We start from the raw sequence: 7,789 nt of genomic DNA on the forward strand, positions 1-7,789 counted from the left end.
CCGGACCCCGCTACGTCGTGATGTCCCGGCTCGTGAACCGTGCCCAGGCCGCCGAGCCGAACACCGCCGCGTACAGGGCCTGGAGGCCGAGGTTGCGTTGGAGTTCGTCCCAGTAGACCGGCTCGCGCATGAGGTCGGCGAAGGACAGCCAGTAGTGGGAGAAGAAGTACGGGTGCAGGGCGTCGAGTTGGGGGATCTGGTCGAGGATCTGGACGGTGATGAGCAGCCCGACCGTGGTCGCCATCGCGGCGATGCCGCTGTTCGTGAGGGTCGAGACGAAGAGTCCCAGCGCGGCGATGCCGATCAGTGACGCGGCCACCGCCAACGCGATCAGCAGTGCCCGGAAGAGTCCCTCGCCGAAGCCGATGCGTGTCCCGGAGATCGTCGTCACCTCGCCGAGAGGGAACAGCAGCGCCCCCACAGCCAGTGCGGAGGCCGCCACGACCAGGGTCGCGACCAGGCAGAACGTCATCACCGTCGCGTACTTGGTGAGCAGCAGCCGGGTGCGGCCGGCCGGCGCGACCAGCAGATAGCGGAGGGTGCCCCCGCCCGCCTCCCCGGCGATCGCGTCCCCCGCGACGACGCCGACCGCCATCGGCAGGAAGAAGGGGAGCGTCGCGGCCAGCGCCGTGAACACCAGGAACAGCCCGTTGTTGGTGATCTGCGCGATGAACGCCGGGCCCTCGCCGCCACCGCCCCCGCCGCCCGGGCCGCCGCCCATCGACGACCCGTCGCCGGTCTCGATCTTCACGGCGATCCCGACGAGGACCGGCACGGCCGCGAGCACGGCGAGCAGCGCGAGCGTCCGCCACCGCCGGAACGTGGTGACCAGTTCACTGCGGAACAGCCCGAACGTCCACAGCGGGCTCGGCGCCCTGTCCGCGGTGGTGCCGTCCTGCTCAACCCGCGACATCGAATCCCTCCCCCGTCAGTGCCACGAACGCGTCCTCCAGGGAGGCGCGTTCGACGCCGAAGCCGCGGACGCGGACGCCCGCGGTGACCAGCGCCGCGTTCAGTTCGGCGAGGTCGCGGTCCGGTGGTTCCCCGGTCACCCGGTCCTCCGTCACCACGACATCACCGACCCCCTGCTCCTTGAGCACCCGGGCGGCGTCCGCCGGGTCGGGTGTGGTGACGACGAGCCGTCCCCGTGCCCCGGCGGCCAGGTCGGCGACCGGGCCCTGGGTGATCAGCCGGCCCTGGGCCATGACGGCGGCGTGCGTGCACACCTGCTCGATCTCGTCGAGCAGGTGCGAGGAGAGGAAGACAGTGGTGCCGTCGGACGCCAACTCGCGTACCAGGGCGCGGATCTCCCGCATGCCCTGCGGGTCGAGCCCGTTGGTCGGCTCGTCGAGGACGAGGAGACGGCGCGGTCTCAGCAGCGCCGAGGCGAGGCCCAGCCGCTGTTTCATGCCCAGCGAGTACGCCTTCGCCTTCTTGCCGGCGGCGGCCGTGAGCCCGACCCGGTCCAGCGCGGCCCCGACGCGTGCGCGACGGGTGCGGGGGTCGGCGGTCGGGTCGGCGGCGTCGTACCGGAGGAGGTTGTCGCGGCCGGAGAGGAACCCGTACAGCGCGGGCCCTTCGATGAGGGCGCCGACCTCGGGCAGTACGGTCCGGGCGGCACGCGGCATGGGCCTGCCGAGGACCTCGGCGGTGCCGGAGGTCGGCTCGATCAGGCCCATGAGCATACGGATGGTGGTGGTCTTGCCGGAGCCGTTGGGGCCGAGGAAGCCGAAGACGCTGCCCGCCGGGACGGTCAGGTCGAGGCCGTCCACGGCGAGTTGCCCACCGCGGTAGCGCTTGGTGAGCGCACGGGTGGAGATCACCGCCGCACCGGCGCCCGCACTCCCGTCCGCGTCACGGTCCGGGTCCGGGTCCGCGTCACGGTCCGGGTCCGGGTCCGCGTCACGGTCCGGGTCCGGGTCCGCGTCACGGTTCGAGTCCGGGTCCGGGGCAGCGGCGGACTGTTCCTGCATGGCTCCCTCATTCACGTACAGGCGTACGCCGTACGGCCGTACACCCGTTCGGGCATACGGTGTACGGCGCACGGGCCTACTTGGCGGCGTCGGCCGCCTTCACCAGCGCGTCCTTGGTGACGGCGCCCGCGTACACCTTGCCGTCATCGGTGAACAGGACGTTGATCAGGCGGGTCTTGAAGACCGTGCCGGAGCCGAAGTCGCCCTTGACCTGGTCGCCGAGGGAGTTCAGGAACCCGTCGACGCGGCTGTCACCGGACGACTCGGAGCCACCGGTGGGCATGCCGCCCTCGGCCCCGCTGTCGATCACGGCGATGGCGCTCCAGCCCTTGCCGATGGTCTTCAGCCCGCCGAGTCCGCTCGCGAAGTCCTCCTCGGCGCCCCCGGCCCCCTTGAGGTCCGCGTCCTTGCCGAACTCCTTCTCGAAGTCCTTACCGAACTCCTTCTCGAAGTCCTTCCCGAACCCGTCGCCCTTGTTGTCGTGGTGGCCGGACCCCTCCAGCTCGTCGGCCTCGGTGACCTTCGCGCCCTTCGGCGGGGTGAAGTCGAAGGTGGAGGCACTCGGCTTGCCGAAGTCGACCTCGGTGAAGCCGGCGTCCACGACGGCCGAGCCACCGCTCGCCGGGGTCAGCGTGAACTTCAGTGGCAGCCCCGTCTTCGCGTCGACGGCGATGGAGATCGCGCCGATCGTCGAACCGGACTGCTTGGGCGCGATCACCAGCTTGTACGCGTCGCGCCCGGCGACCTGCGCGGTCCCGTCGACGGTCACGGACGTGGTGTCGTCGACGGCCTTCAGGGCCTCCTCGGCAAGCTGCTGCGGCGTGGCGGGCACGTCCTCGGGAACGTCCTCACGACCCTTGCCGTCCTTGCCGCCCTTGCCGTCCTTGCCGGCGCCGGTCGCGTGGTACACCTCGTTCGAGGCGCTGTCGTACGCCCACACCTCGTCGCCGTTGTGGATGAGGCTGTACTCCGAGGTCTTGTCCAGCAGGGACAGCTTCTGCTTGTCCGGGCCGTCGGTGGCGATCCGCAACGTGTGGGTGCCGGTGGCGAGTTCGAGCAGCTTGGAGGACGGGTCGGCGGAGGAGCCGTCGCCACCGGAGGCGCCCTGCGCCACCAGGCTGTCGGCGAGACCGCCCAGGTCGGGCAGGCCGAGATCCGTGGTGATCTTCACCGTGCCGGACACGCGCTGTACGTCCGAGGCGGCGATCTTCTCGATGAGTTCCTGCGCGCTGATCTTCGGCAGATCGGGGTCGCCGGAACCGGCGAAGGCCGGGACGAGACCGATGGTCGCCGCCGCCACGCCCAGCACGGTGGCCGGGACGACGTACCGCGCGGCCTTGCGGCGTCGCGCCGAACGCACTTCCTCGGCCTCGGCCGCGAGCACGGCCGCGTCACCGGCGCGGGTGCTGTCGTCGGATTCGTACGGTGCCATGTGTGCCTTACCTCCGTCGTCGGCGGCGGCGTCCACTTAGAGCCGCCATTCTCACCCGAATCGGTGAGGAGTGGTGATACCCATCTGACCAAATCGGCGGAGGGGAATCGTCAGACTCGGGGCTCAACTCCACGTACTGCTACGGGATGACACGACGACTGCTTCGGGATGACACGAGCCGACGGCACCCGGGCAAACCCGTAGGGGTCACGAGAACCACCCCTCCCGCGCCGGTGCGGAAGGGCGAAGGCCGGAGGTACGGAAGGGCGGAGGTGCGGAAGGGCGAAGGGCCGAGGCCGGGGGCCGTGAAGACCGTAGAGGCGGAGGCTGGAGAGCCGAGGCCGGGGAGACTGGAGGGCCGTGACGGCCGGAGCCGCAGCGCCGAAGCCAAAGCCGGAGGGCCAAGGCCCTGAAGGCCGGGGCCGGGGCCGGAAGGCCAAGGCCGTGAAGGCCGGGGCCGGAGAAGGCCGGGACCGGAAGGCCGGGACCGGAAGGCCGGGACCGGAAGGCCGGGACCGGAAGGCCGGGGCCGGAAGGCCGGGGCCGGAGAAGGCCGGGGCCGGAAGGGCCGGAGCCGGGGCCGGAAGGGCCGGAGCCGGGGCCGGAAGGGCCGGAGCCGGGGCCGGAAGGGCCGGAGCCGGAGAAGGCCGGAGCCGGGGCCGGAAGGGCCGGAGCCGGAAAGGCCGGACCTGGGGCCGGAGGGCCGGAGCCGGAGAAGGTCGGGGCCGGAAGGCCAAGGCCGTGAAGGCCGGGGCCGGGGCCGGAGGGACCGGAGCCGGAGAGGCCGGGGCCGGGGTTAACCGGCCCGGTGGACCACCGCGTCGCACAGCTCGACCAGGGCCTCCTTGGCTCCGCACTGCGGCAGGGGTGCGAGCACCGCCCGCGCCTCCTCCGCGTACCGCACGGTGTCCCGGCGGGCCTGTTCGAGCGCGGGGTGCACCCGGAGGCGGGCCAGGGCCTCGGCGTGGCGGGCGTCGTCGGTGAGGTCGGAGTCGAGCAGTTCGCACAGGGCGAGGTCGTCGGGCTCGCCGAGCCGGCCCGCCCGCTCGCGGAGCCGCAGCACCGGCATGGTGGGCACGCCCTCGCGGAGATCCGTACCGGGGGTCTTGCCGGACTCGTGCGAGTCGGAGGCGATGTCGAGGACGTCGTCGGCGAGCTGGAAGGCGACCCCGAGCCGCTCCCCGTACTGGGTGAGCACGTCGACCACGGTCTCGTCGGCGCCCGCCATCAGCGCGCCGAGCCGTCCGGCGACGGCGACCAGCGAGCCGGTCTTGCCGCCGAGCACGTCGAGGTAGTGGTCGATGGGGTCGCGACCGTCGCGGGGACCCGCGGTCTCCAGGATCTGTCCGGTGACCAGCCGCTCGAAGGCCTCGGCCTGGATGCGGACGGCGTCGGGGCCGAGGTCGGCGAGGACGTGGGAGGCGCGGGCGAAGAGGAAGTCGCCGGTGAGGACGGCGAGGGAGTTGTCCCAGCGGGCGTTGGCGCTCGGCACGCCCCGGCGCACCTCGGCCTCGTCCATCACGTCGTCGTGGTACAGCGTGGCCAGATGGGTCAGCTCGACCACGACCGCCGAGGGCACGACACCCGGCGCGTAAGGGTCGCCGAACTGCGCCGCGAGCATCACCAGCAGCGGGCGGAACCGCTTCCCGCCCGCGCGCAGCAGATGCTGGGCGGCCTCCTGGATGAAGGGGACCTCGCTCTTGGTGGCCTCGAGCAGACCCTCCTCGACGGCAGCCAGTCCGGCCTGGACATCGGCTTCGAGAGCCTGGTCCCGCGCGCTCAGCCCGAACGGCTCGACGACGGTCACGAGGGTTCTCCTGTCTGCTGACGTCTGCTGACGATCACACGGTCGGTCTAGGTCGGTCTCACGGTCGATGACACAGTTTGTCGATCTGTCGCTGCCATCACCCGAGTCAGCGTATCCGGTCACCTTTCGATCACCACGAGCGCCCACGGGTTCGACTCGGACAACACGGATGGGCGCCCGAAATATTCCTGATCAGGAGATATGTCCGCATATCCAGCGACGCCCGCGATCACACTGCCCGCGATGACCGAAATCCGCCCTTGCGCACCACTTTCGACCCAGCCCCGCACCCCACCCAAACCGGCCTTTCGGGCAACCCGAGTTGACCGTTTTGCGCGTTACCCGCACTTCACCCCACTCCTCCCGTGAGTTGGGTCACGCACGCCGGGTGCCACACCTCGCCACACCCACCCCGTTTTCCCTTTGCAGTAGGCAAGTTGAGGGGCGCATAGCGCACGAACCCGACGCCCATATCGGTCAAACTCAAGGTCAACTACACCCATATCAGGATTCGGGGCTTGTTCCCCTCGTGTGCTCTCGCATACGTTCACACCCCGTCCGGACGGATCGCCGAATCCTGCCGCCGCCCGGACTCCCCACCCGACCACTCGACCACGCACGGCAGGAGCGGGGGAACCAGGTAAGCCGCCGGTCCGGCCTTCCCCACCGGACCGGCTCGGGGTGAAGCCACACACGGTCCACCGACGCGCGCCGCACGCACGGCGCACGCCGGGCGGCCGAGTGCGGCCGGGCGCCTCCCGCCCGAACCCGACAGCTCACCTCGCAGGCGCCGGAGAGGAATCCGCCATGCCCGGACGAGGCAAGCACCGCCGTCCCAGAACCAACCCCTTCACCCGCGGAATCGTCGCCGCCGGCACGGGCGGCGCCGCCCTCGTGCTGCCGCTCACCGCGGTCGGCACCGCGAGCGCCGCCCAGCCGACCCAGGCCGCCGCCTCCGTGCAGTCGGTCGCGCGGACCGCGCCGGCCGTCGTCCAGCCGAAGTCCGTCACCTACACCGTCGCCTCCGGGGACACCCTGTCCTCGATCGCGCGGAAGCACGGTGTCAGCGGTGGCTGGCAGCGGCTCTACAAGGACAACCGCAAGACCGTCGGCGACAACCCGCGGCTGATCCACCCGGGCATGAAGCTGAAGCTCATGGCGACGAGGACGACGGCGACGAAGAAGAAGCCGGCCGTCACGAGCAAGCCGGCCGGCACCGTGGCCCAGGCCACCCCGGCGGCCGCCACGACGTACCCGAACAACCTCGACGGCTGGATCCGGGAGTCGCTGGACATCATGGCGCGGAACGGGATCCCCGGCTCGTACGACGGCATCTACCGCAACGTCATGCGGGAGTCCTCGGGCAACCCCCAGGCCATCAACAACTGGGACTCCAACGCCGCCGCGGGCACCCCGTCGAAGGGCCTGCTCCAGGTCATCGACCCGACCTTCGCCGCGTACCACGTGCCCGGCACCGCCTTCGACCCGTTCGACCCGGTCGCGAACATCACGGCGGCGTGCAACTACGCCGCCGCGAAGTACGGCTCGATCGACAACGTCTTCGGCGCGTACTGATCCCGCCGGATCCGCGCGGCCCTCGGGCCGGTCCGCTCCCCCCGGGTCACCGGCCCGGGGGGAGTCGGCGTTCAGGCGAACAGCCTCTCCAGCACCACCGCGATCCCGTCGTCCTCGTTCGACAGGGTCACCTCGTCGGCGACGGCCTTGAGTTCGGGGTGGGCGTTGGCCATGGCGACCCCGTGCGCCGCCCAGTCGAACATCGGGATGTCGTTGGGCATGTCCCCGAAGGCGATGGTCCCGCCGGGGGTGAGCCCGAGGTGCTCGGCGGCCAGGGCCAGACCGGTGGCCTTGGTGATGCCGCACGGCTGGAGTTCGACGGTGCCGGGCCCCGACATGGTGACCGTCGCCAGCGAACCGACCGCCATGCGAGCCGCCGAGGCCAACTCGTCGTCCGAGAGATAGGGGTGGCGCAGCAGCACCTTGCTGATGGGCTCGCACCACAGGTCGTCCCGGCGCGGTACGCGCAGGGCGGGCAGCGTGGGGTGCGGCATGAGGTAGCCGGGCTCGATCAGGGTGAGGCCGTCGACGCCGTCCTGGTCGACGGCCGCGTACACCTGGCCGACCTCCGCCTCGATCTTGCCGAGCGCGGTCTCCGCGAGTTCCCGGTCGAGGGTGACCGACCAGAGCAGCCGGTCCGCGCCGGGGTCGTACAACTGCGCGCCCTGCCCGCACACCGCGAGCCCCCTGCTGCCGAGGTCGTCGAAGAGGGGGCGCACTCTCGGCGCCGGCCGTCCCGTCACCACGAGGTGCTGAGCACCGGCCTCCGTGGCCTGCGCCAACGCGGCGAGGGACCGGTCGGAGAGCGTGTCGTCACTGCGCAGGAGCGTTCCGTCCAGGTCAGTGGCGATGAGTGAATATGCGGTGGGTGCGGCCATGATCAGAGAATACGGATGCCGACCCCCATCGGTTCGCCCGGAACCGGCCGACGTCAACTCCCCTTGCCCGAACCCGTGTTCATCGCCGCGACTCCACAGCCCCTAGAAGGCTGATGAAGATCTT

The 7,789-nt window shown here is 71.2% G+C and carries 6 protein-coding genes; 1 reads left to right on the plus strand and 5 read right to left on the minus strand.

Annotation, left to right across the window (positions count from 1 at the left end):
• Positions 1-10: 10 nt before the first annotated feature.
• The 4 genes from SMA5143A_RS41025 to SMA5143A_RS41050 all read right to left on the minus strand — a co-directional run bounded on the left by SMA5143A_RS41025 (position 11) and on the right by SMA5143A_RS41050 (position 5,212).
• Entirely contained in the window at positions 11-913 is a 903-nt protein-coding gene (locus SMA5143A_RS41025; RefSeq protein WP_107467876.1) for an ABC transporter permease, read from the minus strand.
• Positions 900-1,973 carry an ABC transporter ATP-binding protein gene (locus SMA5143A_RS41030; protein WP_107467877.1) on the minus strand — a complete coding sequence of 358 codons (1,074 nt, stop codon included), beginning with the start codon at positions 1,971-1,973 and terminating at the stop codon, positions 900-902. Before SMA5143A_RS41030 ends, SMA5143A_RS41025 begins: the two co-directional genes overlap by 14 nt.
• 76 nt (positions 1,974-2,049) lie before the next feature.
• Positions 2,050-3,405 (minus strand): LolA family protein, encoded by a 1,356-nt coding sequence (locus SMA5143A_RS41035; RefSeq protein ID WP_181362274.1) that lies wholly within the window; start codon positions 3,403-3,405, stop codon positions 2,050-2,052.
• Positions 3,406-4,201: 796 nt separating this feature from the next.
• On the minus strand, positions 4,202-5,212 hold the full coding sequence (locus tag SMA5143A_RS41050) for a polyprenyl synthetase family protein (RefSeq protein WP_107467881.1): 1,011 nt from the start codon (positions 5,210-5,212) through the stop codon (positions 4,202-4,204).
• A gap of 807 nt (positions 5,213-6,019) precedes the next feature.
• Here SMA5143A_RS41050 and SMA5143A_RS41055 point away from each other — a divergent pair.
• Complete coding sequence (locus tag SMA5143A_RS41055; RefSeq protein WP_107467882.1) at positions 6,020-6,787, plus strand: transglycosylase SLT domain-containing protein; 768 nt, start codon at positions 6,020-6,022, stop codon at positions 6,785-6,787.
• 71 nt (positions 6,788-6,858) lie between these two features.
• Here SMA5143A_RS41055 and SMA5143A_RS41060 read toward each other — a convergent pair whose 3' ends face one another.
• Positions 6,859-7,665 carry an HAD family hydrolase gene (locus SMA5143A_RS41060; RefSeq protein ID WP_107467883.1) on the minus strand — a complete coding sequence of 269 codons (807 nt, stop codon included), beginning with the start codon at positions 7,663-7,665 and terminating at the stop codon, positions 6,859-6,861.
• Positions 7,666-7,789: the final 124 nt, after the last annotated feature.

The sequence above is a fragment of the Streptomyces sp. MA5143a genome (genome assembly GCF_900290235.1).
In the GTDB taxonomy this organism is placed as follows: domain Bacteria; phylum Actinomycetota; class Actinomycetes; order Streptomycetales; family Streptomycetaceae; genus Streptomyces.